Raw genomic sequence first — 17,450 nt, 5'->3', positions numbered from 1 at the left:
TGTGCACCTCTATAATGGGAATCACGAACGATGGAACGAATTGTAAACCCAATGTTCGGAAACAGATCGTAATGGGGAGTGGGAGCATGAAGAAAAAGAAAATGAGCATTCACCGCACAGCGCTATTAATGCTAGTCCTGGCAGTTGGTCTTGCAGCCTGCGGAACGAGCAAGGATGAGCCGGCTTCGACCACAGAAGGAGGCACTACCGCAGCAACAGGTGGTGACACGATCAAGGTTGGCATTCTTCACTCCCTCAGCGGCACGATGTCGATCAGTGAGGTATCGGTTAAAGACGCGGAGATGATGGCAATCGAGGAGATCAATGCGAAGGGCGGCGTCCTTGGCAAACAGATTGAGCCAGTCATTGAGGATGGCGCTTCGGATTGGCCGACTTTCGCCGAGAAGGCGCGCAAGCTGCTATCTGAGAATAAAGTCGCAACGGTATTCGGTGGCTGGACGTCGGCAAGTCGGAAGGCGATGCTGCCAGTGTTCGAGGAGCTGAACGGTCTGCTCTGGTATCCGGTTCAATACGAAGGACTAGAGTCCTCGCCGAACATTTTCTACACAGGCGCTACGACGAACCAACAAATCGTACCGGCGGTCACATGGCTGCTTGAGAACCGCGGCAAGAAGTTCTACCTGCTCGGTTCCGACTACGTATTCCCACGTACCGCCAACAAGATCATTAAAGAACAGCTGAAGGCTGAAGGTGGCGAATTGGTAGGCGAAGAGTATACGCCGCTTGGACACACGGATTACAGCACTATTATTACGAAGATTAAAGAAGCGAAGCCGGATGTTGTATTCAATACGTTGAACGGTGACAGCAACGTTGCTTTCTTCAAGCAGTTGAAGGATGCGGGTATTACATCGAAGGATCTGACGACGCTGTCCGTATCGGTGGCTGAAGAAGAAATCCGCGGCATCGGCGCGGACGTGCTGACGGGCCACCTGGCGGCTTGGAACTACTACGAGACGACGGATACGCCGCAGAACAAGACGTTCGTTGAGAACTATAAGAAGAAATACGGCAATGACCGCGTAACGGCGGACCCGATCGAAGCAGGTTACGACGCTGTTTATCTGTGGGCGGCAGCTGTAGAGAAAGCGGGCTCCACGGACGTTGCGAAGGTGAAGGAAGCGGCGAAGGGACTCGAATGGGATGCCCCGGAGGGTAAAGTGAAAATTGACGGTGCAACGCAGCACTTGTACAAAACGGTTCGGATCGGCGAAGTGCAATCCGGCGGTATGTTCAAGGAGCTGTGGAACTCCGGCGAGCCGGTTAAGCCGGATCCATACTTAAAGGGCTATACTTGGGCAGCCACGCTTAGCGTGGGCAACTAGCATGAAGCAGCTGACTCAAGGCGGCTGAACATAATCTTACGCATGTAATGGGAGGGGAGAAGGAGTATTCGCTGCAGCAATTTCGGATACTCCTTTTGTCCTGCCTATAATCGACTCGCCTGTGGGGTGGACTTATGGCAATTTATATTACGCAGCTGTTCAATGGGCTCAGCGTCAGCTCCATACTGCTGCTAATCGCGCTTGGCCTTGCAATAACGTTCGGTCTGATGAATGTCATCAATATGGCGCATGGCGAGCTTATTATGATCGGTGCATATGCAACGTATGTGACGCAAAATATGTTTAAAAGCGCACTGCCTGCTTCCATGTTCGACTACTATTATATACTCGCGATTCCGGTAAGCTTCGCTATAGCGTTCCTGTTCGGATGGCTGCTTGAACTGTCGCTCATCCGGCATTTGTACGGGCGGCCGCTCGACAGTCTGCTTGCGACCTGGGGTGTCGGATTGGCGCTGCAGCAGCTCGCGCGTTCCATCTTCGGTGCGCCGAACGTCGGCGTGACGAGTCCGTCCTGGCTGGACGGTGGACTCACGATCATGGAAGGCGTCGTGCTGCCGTACAAACGGCTGTTCATTATCGCCCTTGTTATCATCTGCCTGCTTGCAATGTACTTCTATATTTATCGCAGTCGTGCAGGCCGCAATATGCGTGCGGTTATGCAGAATCGTGATATGGCAGCCTGTCTCGGCATCTCGACGCGCAGAGTCGATGCCGTCACATTCGCAATTGGTTCAGGCATCGCTGGAATCGCGGGTTGTGCGTTGACGCTGTTGGGACCGATTGGCCCGTCGCTCGGCACCTATTACATCGTTGATGCGTTTATGGTTGTTGTGTTGGGCGGTGTCGGCAAGCTGGTTGGTACGCTGCTCGGTGCGCTTGGCATCGGCATGACGAATACGCTGTTCGAATATTGGACGAATGCATCGCTCGGTAAAGTGCTCGTGTTCGTCTGCATTGTCGCATTCCTGCAGTGGCGGCCGCGAGGGTTCGTCGCGATGCGCACACGTTCATTGGATTAGAGGTGGCCATGATGACCCAAACTTGGAGTCGTGCCCGTATATGGGCACTTATCGGATATGCTGTCGCGGCGGCGGCGATGTTCGCTGCACCGCTGTATTTAAGTGATTTTCGGCTAAATTTGCTTGCGAAGTTTCTTGCTTTTGCAATCGTCGCGCTTGGGTTGGACCTAATCTGGGGCTATACCGGCATTCTCAGCCTGGGCCACGGCGTCTTCTTCGGTCTCGGCGGCTATGCCATGGCGATGCACTTGAAGCTGCAGGCAAGCGGCGGGAGGATGCCGGACTTTATGGATTGGAGCGGTCTTACCGCACTGCCTGCATTCTGGAAACCGTTCGAATCATTAGGCTTCGCATTCCTAGCGGGGCTGCTTATACCGGGGGTCTTAGCACTCATACTCGGCTATGTTACGTTCCGCAACCGAATCCGCGGCGTTTACTTTACGATTCTTACGCAAGCGCTCGTTATTATTGCGACAACGCTGCTGATTGGACAGCAGGCATATACGGGCGGTACAAACGGCATTACCGGCTATTCGAAGATCGCAGGCCAGTCGATTTCATCCCCGGATACGAAGCAGATGTTGTACTGGGTGACGGCTATTTTCCTCGTCGTGGCATTTGTACTGTGTCGTTTCCTGGTGAAGAGCCGATTCGGCAAAGTGCTGCGAGCGATCCGCGACGGAGAGAACCGCGTTCGGTTCATCGGCTACAACCCAGCGCTGTATCAAATGACGGCCTTCGCGATTTCCGGCGTTCTGGCTGGTCTTGCAGGCATGTTGTTCGTGCTTCACGTCGGCATTATTTCGCCTTCGATGCTCGGTATCGTTCCTTCGATTGAAATGGTGCTCTGGGTTGCCATCGGCGGCCGCGGCACGCTTATCGGTGCCGTGCTTGGCGCGGTGCTGATGAACGGGGCGAAGAGTGAGATTAGCGCGCAATATCCGGATGCTTGGACGTTCATCATGGGTGCGCTGTTTATCGTCGTAGTCGTATTCCTGCCTGGCGGCGTGACGGGTCTGGTGGAGCGCCTTAAATTCCGCAAGAGGAGCGTGAGCGAGCATGAGCAAGAAGCCGTCCGTCATCCTGCAGTGTGAGGATATTAGTGTATCGTTCGATGGATACAAAGCGATACAGGGCATGAATTTGACGCTTGAGCGGGGAGAGCTTCGTTTTCTAATCGGTCCGAACGGGGCGGGCAAGACGACAATGCTTGATGTCATTTGCGGCAAAACAAGATCGACGTCAGGTTCTGTGATTTATAACAGCAGCGACGGTCCGGTTGATGTGACGAAGAAGAAGGAGCATCAGATTGCCGGACTTGGCATAGGCCGCAAGTTTCAGGCGCCATCGATTTTCCCAACCCTAACGGTGTTTGAAAATCTAGAGATCGCCATGCGCCAGCGTCGAAGCGTCTTCGCGACGTTGTTCGCCCGTCTTACAGCGGAAGACCGCGAGCGGGTTGAGCAGCAGCTGGTGATGATCGGCCTGCAGGATAAAGCACCTTGGCGAGCTGGCGGTCTGTCGCACGGCGAGAAGCAGTGGCTCGAGATCGGCATTATGTTGATGCAGGAGCCGAGCGTGCTGCTGCTCGACGAGCCCGTTGCGGGCATGACGGACAAGGAAACCGACAAGACGGGCGAGCTGCTGAAGGAGATTGCGAAGCTGCGGACGATCGTCGTCGTGGAGCACGACATGGAGTTCGTGCGTAATTTTGCAAGCAAGGTAACCGTTATGCATGAGGGTAAGCTGCTGAAGGAAGGCGCGATGGACGAAATCCAGAGCGATGACCGGGTCGCGGAGGTCTATCTGGGGAAGAGGAGGAATGCGGATGCTAGCCGTTCAACAGCTTGAGGCCGGATATGGCGAAAGCATTATTCTTCGCGGCGTGTCGCTGAAGGTGAAGCCGGGGCAGGTCGTCTGCCTGCTCGGCCGCAACGGCGTCGGCAAGACGACGCTGATGAAGAGCATTATGGGCGTGCTGAAAGCTCGTCGTGGCGCGGTGACGTACGATGGCGCCGACCTGACGAAGGCGGCGCCGGCGCGAAGAGCGAAGCGCGGCATCGGATACGTACCGCAAGGGCGTGAGGTTTTCAGCCAGTTGACCGTATATGAGAACATTCTGGTCGGATTAGAGGCGTCGCGTGAGAAGAGTTCCGGCATTCCGCCGGAAGCGATCGAGAAGTTTCCGGTGCTGCCGTCGATGTATGAACGCCGCGGCGGCGATCTGTCAGGCGGACAGCAGCAGCAGCTGGCGTTCGCTAGGGCGCTGGCGTCGAAGCCTGAGCTTCTGTTGCTCGACGAACCATGCGAGGGTATACAGCCGTCGATTGTCGACGACATTCGAGACGTTATTCGCTCCATTAAGCAGGACGGTAAGACGGCTATTCTGCTCGTCGAGCAGAGCCTTGATTTTGTCCGTAGTGTTGGTGATTACTTCTACATCCTCGATAAAGGCGCTGTTGCCTGGGAAGGTGAGCTTGATTGGCTGAGCGACGAAGTGGTGCGGAAGTATTTGACGGTATAGGTGCGGAAGAAAAGGAAGCGGGAATGAAGGAACGCCCTGCAGTGGGCTCTCTGATGCGATATCTAAGATGATTGTCATATTTTATATGATTATTCGTACAAAACTCAATCTAAAGATGGTTGTCGTCCCGTATTCTATGTCCCTCGAAATAACATAGAGATTTTCTCGCATTTATTTGCCTTCGCGGCAAAGGAGGAGGCTCTCAAGTAAGCCCGGTGTATACGTACCGGGCTTTGCTGCATTGTAGACGGACAACGCCTGGATTTGCTGATTTAATGGCAAATGGATCTATTCCATTTCATGTTGTTCATTTGTCTTCGTCTTTATTTGATCAATGAATTTAGACCGTTTTACAATATAGTCCGAAATATCGCTGCGGAGATGGCCCTTTGCCCTTTCCAAGGTTTGATCAGCCAAGAAAGTCTCAGAGTTAACGACGCTTTTGATCCAATGTCCCATGATGAAATAGTCGTCGAGACTTGGATCGAAAGATCCTTCTTGCATCCTTTTAAAGAATGAGGCTGTTGACTTGCCCGACAACAGCGACGACGATTGACCGAATTCATCCGCGTAAGATGCGGAGTCGTCTAGAAGGCTTGCCAACCCGTTGCGCATGTTGTCCACTTGAACCTCCTTAGATAACAGGTGTTTCATTATTTTAAAGGCGTCCTCCTTATTCTTCCCTGCGCGCGGTACGCCAATATACAGCGATTGGGCAGCTGGGGCCAGGAGTTTATCGTCATTGAATACAGGATAGCTGACGACATCCCATTCCACACCGTTGGAGATTATATTGCTTTCTTGATCATAAAAGCCTTGCATTAATTGAGTGTCATCATACAGAGAGCCTGCAACCATAGCTATTCTGCCATTGGAAAATGCGTACATGCTGCTGTCTGTGGATGTTGCTGCGCTCTTTCCTTTACTCTGAAGTCCGTTCAGTCTTTTGGCGAACTGCTCCATTCTTGCCCACTCGTCCGATTCCAAATCAACCTGCTGCGTTGCGGGATTATATAAACGAATTGAAAGTTGGCTAGCTACTAGATCAAAATCTGCTGCATCGAGTGCCGACCATTTCTCGGGATTTGATACACGCTGGGCAAGGGCGATAACGTCCTCCCAAGTCATGCCGTCTGTTGGATAAGGTACATTCATCTCATTGAATATTGCTTTGTTATAAAATAACCCCACAACATTCTGTCCGAATGGAAGTGCGTACAGCTGGTGATCAGGTGCGGCAGAATTGATTTGTTCTAATGCTGACTCCTGAATGTTTAGATCGTCTGCCCGGTTATTGATGATAGGGTCTAAGTACCCGATCTCTATTAACAAGGGAAGAAACCGACTGTTAAATACGATAAGATCCGGGCTGACTTCTGAATTAAGCTTCGTAAATAGGTCGTTTTTAGACGGAGAGGCAAAAATAAACGGCGTATGGAACTCGGTAAACTTGAAATGAGTATCCTTGAATTGTTTCTCCAAATGTACATCCGCGAAGCTGCTCGCTGGGATGCCTGAAGACTGATCCCACCATATGTCCACCTTATCTGCTGACAACTTATTCTGGTTAACGTTCAACAAGTTGTCGTCAAGATTATTGAAGTCTTGAGAGGAGGAGTCGTTGCCGCCCGATGTACACCCAGATAGAGGTATAAGTAAAAATAAAATTATTATCATTGTCATCCGATATAGATTCCTGTCAAACGAATTATCGTTCATTTTAAAACCAACTCCAATCTATACAAATTCCTAAATTTAATTTTGTGTGGTCCCTAGTGACATCAAAAAAGTTTTTAGTCCGTTACAAATTCTCCAATTCAACATGAAAATGTCATTTTTGTTAATTGTAGATGAATACTAAAGGATTAATTCGTTCGAATCAACCCCACAAATTCTCGAATAGATACCTTGCAAATAATTGATATTAAATAGTTTCGATGGTTGTGAAATTTTTCTCATACTAGACAGGTGAGGGAGAAAGGGTGATTAGCTAACCTATCTGGCGATGTCATCCGACGTTATCCGAGGGTATTTGACCGTCCAATGCCTCCCTAATTTTGGACCAAAATCGCATGAAACCTCACATTTGACCGGTTTCACCCTCTTTTCCTCCCTCAGTTAGCCCGACGAACTTACAACGTTTATTCGACATTTTGTCTGACTTTTCGGCTCAAAAACCGACTTTTTCAATTTTATGTCAAATATATTGTGTTATATTATCTAACATAAGTGTTGACACAAGCGGAATTTGCCAATAGACTAAGTGTAGATGTTAGGTTATCTTACAACCAAATAAAGGTTCTCGCCAAGCCCCTTTACACCGGGAGCTTCAAGGATGAAGAACGACAAAGCTGTCTAGGGTTCCGTTGATCCCCCTTAATCGCACACTGAAAAGTATGCGTTGAGGGTGGTCAAGACTGGTCCGAGAGATGGCGTGCGATGGCCAATCAGCCGCGGCAGAAGCGGGCAGAAGGTGCGCATACACGGAAGGACAAAAGCCTGGGAGATCCATGTCTCCCGGGCTTTTTCTTATACTTTGGAACAGATAAAGGGAGTGGAGTCGGTGAGGAAATTTCGCGGCTGGATGCTAGCTATGGTGCTTGTGCTTATGATGTCGGCAGCTTTGACGGGGTGCGGCGGATCTTCGAAGGAAACGGCGGCGGGCGGTGCGGAAAAGCCGATTACCATTGCGCTCAGCCCTTGGCCAGGTTGGTATATGTGGTACCTCGTCGAGCAGCAAGGTCTGTTCGAGAAGCATGGGGTTAACGTGGAGTTGAAGTGGTTCCCGGTATACAGCGATTCGCTGCAGGCGCTCGCAACGGGTAAAGTAGATGCCAACTCCCAGACGCTTAGCGACACGCTCGCGCCAGTATCCAAAGGAATTGGGCTCAAGGCTGTATTAGTGAACGATAACTCGAATGGCGGCGATGCAATTGTGGCGAAACCGGGCATTCAGAGCGTGAAGGATTTGGCTGGCAAAACAGTGGCAACTGAGCTCGGAACGGTCGACCATCTGCTGCTCCTAACCGCACTCGAACAGAGCGGGATGAAAGAAAGTGATGTTAACTTTGTGAACATGACAGTTAACGATGCGGGTCCGGCCTTCATCACGGGCAAAACGGATGCGTCGGTGTTGTGGGAGCCGTTCCAGACGAAGGCGGTCACTGAAGGTAAGGGTAAAGTTTTGTTCTCTTCCAAAGATACGCCGGGACTTATTCCCGACCTGCTCGTGTTTCGGGACAGTGTCGTGAAGAACCGCAAGGAAGATGTTCAGCACATCGTTGACGCCTGGTTCGAAGGGTTGGAATATTTCAAAACGCATCCGGACGAAGCCATTAAACTGCTCGCAGAGAAAGCGGAGACGACGCCGGAGGAATTTAAGCTTGGCCTCGACAGCGTCAAGCTGTTCACGAAGGAAGAGAATGTGCAAGCATTCGGCAAACAAGAGGATTACTCGTCGCTTGCGTTCACGGCGAAGAAAACGGCTGATTTTCTGCAAGAGCTCGATATGATTAGCTCAATCAAAGACTTCGACGCAATCTTCGATTCGTCGTTTGTAACAGGACAATAAAGGAGGCGACGGAAGATGCGTGGATCGACTGCTTCTACTGCCACCCAGCAACAAGCCCAGCTAAGATCGGCGGGGCTCACAGACCTGCCTCCGACAGGGGCGACGACCGCTGTGACGGGGCTGAAGGCGAAGCGGCGCAAGCCGCATCGCATGCAGATTTTCAAGGATATCGGGTCAAGATCGTTCGGGATAACGGCAGGTTCATCGTTCCTCCTGCTGCTTCTTCTCTGGTCTGCACTCAGCTACACGGAGGCGGTCAATCCGATCTTCCTGCCCACCCCGGATAAAGTGTTGACCGAGATGATTCATCTGCTTGGCACCTCCGAGTACTGGCATCACATCGGCATTAGCGTGTTCCGCGTCATGGGCGGGTTCCTGCTGGCGTGTGTAATCGGCATTCCGATCGGCATATTCGCGGGTACGTTCAAATTCGGTGAAGCATTCATCGAGCCGCCCATGGAGTTCATTCGTTATATGCCGGCTGTAGCGTTCATTCCGCTCATCATGGTGTGGGTCGGCATTGGCGAATGGGCCAAAGTGATGCTTATCTTCATCGGCTGTTTCTTCCAGCTTGTCCTTATGGTTGCGGACAATGTGCGCCGCGTGCCGCATGATCTCGTGCAGGCGTCGTTCACGCTTGGCGCAAGCCGTTGGAAAGTCATCGAAACGGTGCTTATCCCCGCGATTCAACCGCAGCTGATGCACACGCTCCGCCTCATTCTTGGTTGGGCATGGACATATCTCGTCGTTGCAGAGCTCGTCGCCGTTAACAGCGGTTTAGGTTACGCCATTATGAAAGCACAACGATATCTCAATACGGATCAAATCTTCGTTGGCATTATCGTCATCGGATTGCTTGGTCTCATAAGTGACAGAATATTCGCTCTAATGAACAAACGTTTCTTCCCATGGGTGTAAAAATAACCGATTCGATAAGGAGGCAATCGATATGGAAAGCAATGCAATATGGAGCCCGACGATACGTCCTGGCGGCAAATGGTCGGGCACGATCGGGCGCGGCAAGCTCATCCGATTCACGGCGCTGGAGGCCGGTGCGAATGTGGCGATTCAGCTGTACCATGCAAACGATCTGACGGAACGCTACAACATGCCGGATTCGCTGAAGGCGCAGTATACGGCTCGCTATACGCGAGGCAATGTGCTGATGAGCGACAACGGACGCGTATTGGCAAGCTTCGTAGAAGACAGTCTCGGTTGGCATGATCCGATCAGCGGCTATTCTTATCGCGAAGCGACTGATACGAAGTACGGAACGACGAATTATCAGGCGGAGCGCAACGAATGGCTGCGCAGCGGTCAGGAGAACTTCGCGGTCGAGCTCGTTCGGAATGGACTAAGACCAAGAGATATGATGCCGGTCGTTAATTTGTTCTCCAAAGTGGCAGTGGATGCTTCGGGTGCGATGCGCTATGACGTCGATCATTGTCCGGCAGGCGCGACGGTGACGCTGCGAACGGAGATGGATACGCTGCTCATTCTATCGAACACGCCGAACCCGCTGGACCCGCGAGCGGAATACCCATCGGTTCCGGTCAAGATTGAGGTGTTGCAAGCGGTGCCGGCTGATGACGCGGATTACTGTCTGAACTTCAGGGGCGAGAACCGCCGTGCATTCGAGAATACCAAGGAATATTACACGCTGCTGGGCGTGTGAGATATAAACAATCGAACGGGGAGGGATTGCTTGTGTCAATCGTGAGAGAAGAGATGGTATTACCGCGCGAACAATCGGAAGCGATAGTGAACGAGGTGATTCCGGCGGGAGATGGCTGGATGCATGTGCTGGAACCAGGACAGGTGCTGCGCATTGTCGATATGGAAGGAAATCAGGCTGCGGATACACTGTTCTACGATGCAGACAATCCGGAGGATCACTACAGTGCAGTCACGACGATTGCGGCGCAAGGAAATATTTACTTAACGACAGGTTCGGTGCTCCGGGCGGAATCGGGCAAGCCGCTCGTCGAGATTGTTGCCGACACATGCGGCCGTCACGATACGGTCGGCGGAAGCTGCTCGGCGCAGAGCAATACAGTGCGATATGCACATGAAAAGCTGCATATGCACAACTGCCGCGACACCTTCATGCTCCAATTGGCGAAGCAGGGTGATGAGCGGTATACAAAACGTGATCTGGCACCTAACGTTAACTTCTTCATGAATGTGCCGGTTTCGGAGGATGGCGGTCTGACTTTCGCAGACGGCATCTCGTCGCCGGGCGCTTATGTGGAGATGCAGGCGATTGCTCGCACGATGGTGCTCATTAGCAACTGTCCGCAGCTGAACAATCCGTGCAATGCGTATAACCCGACGCCAGTGCGCGTCCTGATCTGGAACGAAGTTCGCTTGTGATCACGAAGCAGTACAAGAAGCAAAGTCGGCATCGAATCATTCTCGGTGCTGACAACCGAACTTTGTGAACACGTGCTGATAGATAGACGTTAAGCAATCATGGGGGATGGAGAGGATCATAATGTTCGACAAAATACTTATCGCCAACCGCGGCGCCATCGCCGTCCGCATTGAGCGCACGCTGCGCAAGCTTGGCATCGCCTCCGTAGCCGTCTATACGCAAGCCGATCAGGACAGTCTGCACGTCGATCTTGCTGATGAGGCGGTGCTGATCGGGGAAGGCGCTGCGAAGGACAGCTACTTAAATGCGGAGCTTATTCTGCAAGTAGCAGAGCAGACGGGTGCGCAGGCGATTCATCCGGGATACGGCTTCCTGAGCGAAAATGCGGACTTCGCCCGCGCCTGCCGCGAGCGCGGCATCGCGTTCATCGGCCCGACGCCCGAACAGATGGAGATGTTCGGCCTGAAGCACTCCGCCCGCGAGCTTGCGGAGAAGGCGGGCGTACCGCTCGCTCCGGGTACGCCGCTCATTACGGAGCTCGGCGAAGCGGTAGTCGCCGCTGCGGGCATCGGTTATCCGGTGATGTTGAAGAGCACGGCCGGCGGCGGCGGTATCGGTATGCGCGTATGCGCCGACGAACGCGAGCTGCGCGATGCATTCGAATCTGTCCGACATCTTGCGGAGACGAACTTCAAGAACGGCGGCGTGTTCCTAGAGAAATATATCGCCAAGGCGAGACACGTCGAGGTGCAAATCTTCGGCAATCGGTTCGGCGAGGTGGCAGCGCTCGGCGAACGGGACTGCTCCATCCAGCGCCGCAACCAGAAGGTGATTGAAGAGAGTCCGGCGCCGAAGCTGGCGCAGGAGGTGCGCGAGCGGATGTTCGCGGCGGCGCGCAGTCTTGCTGCGGAGGCTGGTTACCGAAGCGCGGGAACGGTCGAGTTTCTATATGATCCGACGACGAGCGAGTTTTATTTTCTCGAGGTGAATACAAGGCTTCAAGTCGAGCACGGCGTGACGGAGGAAGTGCTTGGCGTCGATCTGGTTGAGTGGATGGTGAAGGAAGCGGCCGATGAGCTGCATGGGCTCGAATCCTACGTGCCGACGCCGCAGGGACACAGTATGCAAGCCCGCATTTATGCGGAGGACTGTCATCACAGCTTCCGCCCAAGCGCTGGTCAATTAGATCGTGCCGTATTCTCGGAGGATGCACGCAATGAGACATGGGTGCGGGATGGCATTATTGTAACGTCGCTGTACGATCCGATGTTGGCCAAAATCATCGTGCACGGCCGCGACCGCGCCGACGCGATTGCGAAGCTGATCAAGGCGCTGTCGGAGACGCGAATGTATGGCATTACGACGAACCTGTCGTATTTGCAGTCGCTGCTGCAGGAGCAGGCTGTCGTTGAAGGCGACGTCTACACGCGATTGTTAAACAGCTTCGAACCGACCGAGCATGCCATTGAAGTGCTCGATGGCGGCGTGCAGTCGACGGTGCAGGACTATCCGGGCCGCAGAGGTCATTGGGATGTTGGCGTACCGCCGTGCGGGCCGATGGATCCGCTGTCGTTCCGCATCGGCAATCGATTGCTCGGCAATGCCGATGATGCAGCGGGCATTGAGCTGACGCTGCGCGGCGGTGCTTATACGTTCCGAAGCGACATCTGGATCTGCCTCACGGGTGCGGATATGGATGCGAAGCTTGATCAGTGTGAGGTGCCGCTCTACAAGCCGGTGCTGGCGCAGCGTGGTCAGGTGCTCCGATTCGGCGAAGCGAAGATGGGGCTGCGTACTTATCTGCTCGTAGCTGGCGGACTCGACATGCCGCGTATTCTCGGCAGTTCATCGACATTCACGCTTGGCGGCTTCGGCGGTCATGGCGGTCGCGCGCTGCGAACGGGCGATGTGTTAGGCGTTCAGCGGCAATCGGCAGTGGACGGTACCGACCAAGTGGCAAGTCTGGCTGAATATCAGGCTGAGCTTCCTCCGGCAGATCGTCCTGCGCTGACGCGAGAGTGGACGATCGGAGTGATTCCAGGTCCGCACAGCACGCAGGAATATTTGAAGCCTGTCTTCCTTGCCGAGCTTGCGGCAACAAGCTATGAAGTGCATTTCAACAGCTCGCGAACGGGCGTGCGGCTGATCGGGCCTGCTCCGCTGTGGGCGCGTGAAGATGGTGGAGAAGCGGGGCTTCACCCGTCGAACATTCACGATAATGCTTACGCTGTTGGTACGCTTGATCTGACGGGCGACATGCCGATTCTGCTCGGCCCAGACGGTCCTAGCCTTGGTGGCTTCGTCTGCCCGGTAACGACGGCTTCGGCTGAGTTCTGGAAGCTGGGTCAGCTTCGTCCTGGCGATAAAGTTCGTTTCCGTCTGCTGACGCTGGAGGAAGCAGATGGGCTGCGCGAAGCGCAGAACGTATGGTTGAACGCGATTGGCGATGACGCGCTGGGCGAGTCGCAGCTGCAAGCAGATACGGCCGCTGTTATTGCCCGGGCAATGAAATTGCCGGCGGAGCGGCCATTCGATCCGCAGTATCCGATCTTGGCGCAGGAGGTTGAGAACCGTCCATTCCCCATCACGATTCGCTGCAGCGGCGACGAGAACCTGCTTGTTGAGTATGGACCGATGGAGCTTGATCTGAAGCTGCGCTTCCAAGTCCATGCACTGATGCAGGCGATTGTGGACGATGGCGAAATTCCGGTTGTTGACCTAACGCCGGGCATACGCTCGCTGCAAGTTCATATCGACCGCGACATCATGACGATGCAGGAAACTTGTACACGGCTGCTAGAGCTCGACCGTCAACTGCCGCCTCTTGAATCGATTCAAGTACCTTCCCGGATTATTAAGCTGCCGCTCTCGTGGGATGATCCGGCGACGCAGCTCGCCATTGAACGTTATCAGCAAGGCGTCCGTCCGGATGCGCCTTGGTGCCCGAGCAATCTGGAGTTCATTCGCCGCGTGAATGGTCTTGATTCGATCGAAGACGTGAAGCGCATAGTCTATGAAGCAAGCTATCTGGTTATGGGACTTGGCGACGTCTATCTTGGCGCTCCCGTTGCAACACCAATCGATCCTCGCCATCGGCTAGTCACGACGAAGTATAATCCGGCACGTACATGGACGCCGGAGAATGCAGTTGGCATCGGCGGCGCATATATGTGCGTATACGGCATGGAAGGTCCGGGCGGCTATCAGTTCGTTGGGCGAACGATTCAGATGTGGAATCGACTCCGCAGCGCAACCGACAGCTTCAAGCACAACAAACCATGGCTGCTCCGGTTTTTCGATCAGATTCAATTCTATCCGGTCACCGCTGATGAGCTGCTGCAATTAAGGGAAGACTTCCCGCGCGGTCGTTATGAGGTGTCGATTACAGAGACAACTTTCGATCTCGGCAGCTATTTGCAATTCCTTGATTCTATTACAGACAGCGCGAACGCGTTCCGTATCTCGCAGCAAGCTGCATTCCAAGCGGAGCGAAATCGCTGGCACGAGCTCGGCCTTGCCGAATATGTGTTGGAACCGGATGCGCAGCACTCCTCTGTAGAAGAAGAGCTGCCGGAGGGTACGGAAGCGGTACGCTGCAACATGCCGGGCAGTGTATGGAAAGTGCTCGTCGAGCCGGGTCAACGAGTGAACAAGGGTGATGCGCTTCTCATCGTAGAGAGTATGAAAATGGAGTTTTCCCAGCAGGCGCCATGCGACGGGTTTATCGTAAATACGCACTATGTAAAGCCAGGCGATGCGGTGCAGGCGGGGCAGTTGATCGTTGCCCTGCAGCCTTCTGCAGCGGAGGTGTCAGTCTAGTGACGAAGACCATCATTCCCGAACAGCTGACGATTAGGTGGCTGCAGGAGCAGTATCGGAACGGAGCTTTAACACCGGAGGATGTCGTTGCAGAGATCATCCGTCGTTCTGAAGCGGACGCGAATATGAACATTTGGATTACGCCGCCATCAATGGAACTTATCCGCCCTTATCTCGAAAGGCTCCAGAAGCTTGATCCTTCTGAATCTCCATTGTGGGGCGTTCCGTTCGCAATTAAGGACAATATCGATCTTGCGAACGTGCCCTCGACGGCGGCGTGTCCGGAATTTGCCTATACGCCGGATGATCATGCGGTAGTAGTCGAACGGTTGCTTGCGGCAGGAGCGATACCTGTCGGCAAAACAAACCTCGACCAGTTCGCCACCGGTCTCGTTGGCACGCGCAGTCCTTACGGCGAGACGCATAACGCGCTTCGGCCGGAGCTGATCAGCGGCGGCTCAAGCTCCGGCTCGGCGGTTGCGGTCGCACGCGGCCAAGCCGCATTCTCGCTTGGCACGGACACGGCTGGCTCTGGCCGTGTGCCTGCAGCGCTGAATGATCTAGTCGGTTATAAGCCGAGCCTTGGCGCTTGGCCGGTGAAAGGCGTTGTCCCTGCCTGCGAAAGTCTGGACTGCGTAACGGTGTTTGCGGCTAATTTGGCAGATGTCTACACCGTTGACGCTGTGGCGCGCGGATACCATGCGGAAGATGCGTGGTCACGCCATCTCCCATTGCCAGAGGCGGCTGCGCCAACCCGACTGCTGCTGCCGATCGAGACGCCGTCGTTCTATGGCCCGTTCGCCGCCGAATACGAAGCGGCATGGGTGCGAGTTGTTCACCAGCTGAAGTTGATCGGGATTCCAGTGGAATACGTGGATACAGGTGTGTTCGCTGCTGCTGCGGCGCTACTGTATGAAGGGCCGTGGGTTGCGGAGCGTTGGGCGGGGTTGCAACACTTCATTGAGGCGAATCCGGGCTCGACGCTTCCCGTGACGGAACAGATCGTACGGTCGGGAGCCGATCAGTATTCGGCTGCTTCATTATTCGGGGCGATGCACAAGCTGCAAAGGTACAAACGGGAGGCGCAGGAGTTATTGCGAAGCGCTGTACTCATGCTTCCAACCGCAGGCGGGACGTGGACACGCGAGCAGGTGAGGGAGAATCCGATCGCAAGCAATCGCGATATGGGCCGTTACACGAATCATTGCAACTTGCTTGATTTGTGTGCAATTGCAATACCGGCAGGATTGGCGGCCGATGATCTGCCATTTGGCATTACGTTGTTCAGCGCGGCGGAGCAGGAAGGTCTTATTCGCGAAGTAGCGGAACGGCTGGCGTTCGAGTGCGAAGGATCGGACTTGGATGATAAGGCGAGAGTCTCCGGGACCAAGAATGCAAATCCGAAATCCGAGACCATTATTACAAAGAAATCATCTGCGAAGATACGGGTTGCTTTATGCGGACTTCATATGCGCGGGTTCCCGCTGGAGAAGCAGATGCAGGCGTGCGGAGCGCAATTTATAGAAGAAACGTTTACAGCAGCGCGATATAAGCTTATGGAGCTCCCAACGACACCGACGAAGCCGGGTTTGATTAAGCTGCCTGAGGGAGGCGCATCGATTGCGCTGGAGGTATGGGAGATGCCTGTTGCAGCATTAGGGGAATTCACTGCAGCTATCCCGGCACCGCTAGGCATCGGCAAGGTAGAGCTATTGGATGGGACAGAAGTTTCGGGTTTTATATGCGAAGGGTATGCCGAGCTCGCAGCAGTGGACATCACGTCATCGGGCGGATGGCGGGCTTATCGGAACGAACGGAGCGGCGTTACATCTTAAGGAGGGGTTCGGATGCAAAGTGCGAGCGAAGCAGTGACGGCAGTGAATGAGTCGCGAGAACAAGGGAGCACGGGCGCGGAGCGCGGAAGAATCGATATTCAGAACCTGCAGAAGGTGTATGAATCGCGCAAGAGCCAATTCCAAGCGCTTAAGGATATCGACCTGACGATTGGCGAGAATGAGTTCGTCACGATTCTTGGTCCATCCGGCTGCGGCAAGTCAACGCTGCTGCGCATCGTCGCTGGACTTGAAGATGCGACCTCCGGCGAGCTGACAATAGACGGGGAAGATATTATCGGTCCTGGCGCGGAACGTGGCATGGTGTTTCAAGGCTATACGTTGTTCCCTTGGCTGACTGTGCGGGAGAACATCGAGTACGGCCTGAAGCTCAAGGGTGTTCCGACGCTTGCGCGGCGGGGCATCTCCAACCATTGGCTCCGCATTATTCGCCTGGAGAAGTTCGCTTCCGCTTATCCGAAGCAGCTATCGGGCGGGATGAAGCAGCGTGTTGCGATTGCTCGTGCTTTGGCGAACCGTCCAAAGGTATTATTGATGGATGAACCGTTCGGTGCGCTGGATGCGCAGACGAAGGTGGAGATGCAAGAGATGCTGCTCGAGGTGTGGGAGAAAGAGAAGACAACCGTCTTGTTCATCACGCACGATATCGATGAAGCGATTTTCTTGTCGCAGCGCATTGTTGTGATGGGTGCTCACCCAGGGCGGATTATCCGTGAGTTCCGCATCGATCTCCCTTCGGAGCGGACGGCAGATGTGCGCGAGCTGCCAGTGTTTCTGCAGTTGAAGCGTGAGCTGGCTCAATTGTTAAAGCATGACTAATTCGTTTGATCCCATATCTGAGATGATGAGCGTATGCACCAATCGTTGCTTGCTGGGGTTAGCTTTAATGGCTAATCGACAGCGGTGAGGTTGGTGCTTGCTTC

At 53.9% G+C, this 17,450-nt stretch carries 13 protein-coding genes and 1 riboswitch; of the genes, 12 read left to right on the top strand and 1 reads right to left on the bottom strand.

From position 1 onward, the window contains the following. Positions 1-86 precede the first annotated feature (86 nt). The 5 genes from urtA (at position 87) to urtE (ending at position 4,910) form a co-directional block, all read left to right on the top strand. Positions 87-1,346 carry an urea ABC transporter substrate-binding protein gene (urtA, locus tag H8B09_RS29235; RefSeq protein ID WP_191207107.1) on the top strand — a complete coding sequence of 420 codons (1,260 nt, stop codon included), beginning with the start codon at positions 87-89 and terminating at the stop codon, positions 1,344-1,346. 134 nt (positions 1,347-1,480) lie between these two features. Continuing rightward, on the top strand, positions 1,481-2,386 hold the full coding sequence (gene urtB / locus H8B09_RS29230) for an urea ABC transporter permease subunit UrtB (RefSeq protein WP_191207106.1): 906 nt from the start codon (positions 1,481-1,483) through the stop codon (positions 2,384-2,386). Positions 2,387-2,394: 8 nt separating this feature from the next. Next, complete coding sequence (gene urtC / locus H8B09_RS29225; RefSeq protein WP_224754124.1) at positions 2,395-3,480, top strand: urea ABC transporter permease subunit UrtC; 1,086 nt, start codon at positions 2,395-2,397, stop codon at positions 3,478-3,480. Further along, positions 3,446-4,237, top strand: coding sequence for an urea ABC transporter ATP-binding protein UrtD (gene urtD, locus H8B09_RS29220; protein WP_191207105.1), 792 nt, complete (start codon positions 3,446-3,448; stop codon positions 4,235-4,237). Before urtC ends, urtD begins: the two co-directional genes overlap by 35 nt. Beyond that, complete coding sequence (urtE, locus tag H8B09_RS29215; protein ID WP_191207104.1) at positions 4,215-4,910, top strand: urea ABC transporter ATP-binding subunit UrtE; 696 nt, start codon at positions 4,215-4,217, stop codon at positions 4,908-4,910. Before urtD ends, urtE begins: the two co-directional genes overlap by 23 nt. Before the next feature lie 288 nt (positions 4,911-5,198). On the opposite strand, the gene H8B09_RS29210 is transcribed toward urtE, so the two are convergent. Further along, positions 5,199-6,593 (bottom strand): ABC transporter substrate-binding protein, encoded by a 1,395-nt coding sequence (locus H8B09_RS29210; protein WP_224754123.1) that lies wholly within the window; start codon positions 6,591-6,593, stop codon positions 5,199-5,201. 661 nt (positions 6,594-7,254) lie between these two features. Continuing rightward, a riboswitch (guanidine-I (ykkC/yxkD leader) is annotated at positions 7,255-7,418 on the top strand. A gap of 55 nt (positions 7,419-7,473) precedes the next feature. Between H8B09_RS29210 and H8B09_RS29205 the strand changes: the two genes are divergently transcribed. From H8B09_RS29205 to H8B09_RS29175, 7 genes are all read left to right on the top strand, one after another. After that, a complete protein-coding gene (locus H8B09_RS29205; protein ID WP_318152819.1) occupies positions 7,474-8,481 on the top strand; it encodes an ABC transporter substrate-binding protein in 1,008 nt (335 codons plus the stop codon). A gap of 15 nt (positions 8,482-8,496) precedes the next feature. Then, a complete protein-coding gene (locus H8B09_RS29200; protein ID WP_318152818.1) occupies positions 8,497-9,399 on the top strand; it encodes an ABC transporter permease in 903 nt (300 codons plus the stop codon). 31 nt (positions 9,400-9,430) lie between these two features. Next, positions 9,431-10,156, top strand: a complete 726-nt coding sequence (locus H8B09_RS29195; RefSeq protein ID WP_191207102.1) for an urea amidolyase associated protein UAAP1 — start codon at positions 9,431-9,433, stop codon at positions 10,154-10,156. A gap of 53 nt (positions 10,157-10,209) precedes the next feature. Continuing rightward, positions 10,210-10,854: an urea amidolyase associated protein UAAP2 gene (locus H8B09_RS29190; RefSeq protein ID WP_191207137.1), complete on the top strand. Its 645-nt coding sequence runs from the start codon at positions 10,210-10,212 to the stop codon at positions 10,852-10,854. Positions 10,855-10,975: 121 nt separating this feature from the next. Beyond that, positions 10,976-14,674 (top strand): urea carboxylase, encoded by a 3,699-nt coding sequence (uca, locus tag H8B09_RS29185; protein WP_191207101.1) that lies wholly within the window; start codon positions 10,976-10,978, stop codon positions 14,672-14,674. Then, positions 14,674-16,509, top strand: coding sequence for an allophanate hydrolase (atzF, locus tag H8B09_RS29180; RefSeq protein WP_318152817.1), 1,836 nt, complete (start codon positions 14,674-14,676; stop codon positions 16,507-16,509). The genes uca and atzF overlap by 1 nt, the downstream gene beginning before the upstream one ends. Positions 16,510-16,521: 12 nt before the next feature. Further along, entirely contained in the window at positions 16,522-17,346 is an 825-nt protein-coding gene (locus H8B09_RS29175; protein ID WP_191207099.1) for an ABC transporter ATP-binding protein, read from the top strand. Positions 17,347-17,450 lie beyond the last annotated feature (104 nt).

Origin of the sequence: Paenibacillus terricola, assembly GCF_014779765.1 — a bacterium.
GTDB lineage: Bacteria > Bacillota > Bacilli > Paenibacillales > Paenibacillaceae > Paenibacillus_T > Paenibacillus_T terricola.
This window is presented reverse-complemented; position numbering and strand designations above follow the sequence as displayed.